The 870-nt window shown below is 40.2% G+C and carries 2 protein-coding genes; both read right to left on the reverse strand.

Features of this window, described 5'->3' with window-relative positions; translation table 11 throughout:
• A partial coding sequence (locus AC1DSL_RS18850; RefSeq protein ID WP_477533421.1) for a HesB/YadR/YfhF family protein occupies positions 1-162 on the reverse strand: 162 nt, incomplete at its 3' end.
• 35 nt (positions 163-197) lie between these two features.
• Positions 198-803, reverse strand: coding sequence for a glycerol-3-phosphate 1-O-acyltransferase PlsY (plsY, locus tag AC1DSL_RS18855; protein ID WP_477533420.1), 606 nt, complete (start codon positions 801-803; stop codon positions 198-200).
• Between the last annotated feature and the right edge of the window lie 67 nt (positions 804-870).

An 870-nucleotide genomic window follows, 5' to 3' on the forward strand; every position in this document is an offset into this window, starting at 1 on the left:
GGATAGTTCCATCGGTTGCTCTTTCGTTACACCGAGTGAAAATCCGTCATGGAGCTGACTGGAGCCGCCGTAGCGGGCGTAAAACCGAATATATTCGCCGGCTTTTGCTTCCATGTCTTCTTTAAACCATTGCATTGCTTCATGTGAAATCACGATTTTCATGCAACACCAACCTTTCGTGGTCTAATCGTATTGTATTATATCCACTTCACTTTTGGCTCGGTTCCCGCTTTGATCCGGGTGATATTAGCACGATGACGGTAAAKAATGAATGCAGTAAGTAAAACAATCACTACCAACAATGGAATATCGGTTTCAAAGAAAATGTTATAGATTACCGTATATAGCAAAGCAATTACTCCTAGAACCATCGAAGTTAAAGAGACCATTTTTGATATCTTCAGTACGATAAAGAAAGAAACCAGCATTAAAACGAAAATCGGCCAGTGGTACCCTAACAGAATCCCGCCTGAAGTAGCTACGGCTTTGCCTCCTTTGAAATTAGCAAAGATTGGATACATATGACCAACTACTGCAATTACGCCTAGAAATAACGGGTGAAGGCCTGTATCTACGAAGAAAGGAATTAGCGGTAGGCAAGTAGCTGCCGTTCCTTTTAAAATGTCCAAAATTGACACAATTAAACCTGCTTTCAGACCTAAAGTCCGAAAAGTATTCGTTCCACCCAAATTCCCACTTCCGTGTTGACGGATATCCGTCTTGTAAAAAAGTTTCCCGATCCATAATGCGGATGGTATAGATCCTAGCAAGTAAGCTAGTAAAATAGCGATAACAGTATTCATATAGTGCTCCTTTAATAATTAGTACGAACTCTTAATATCTACAAATAGTTTATCATGTGTCACAACC

This window comes from Paenisporosarcina sp. P4_D4, assembly GCF_056401835.1.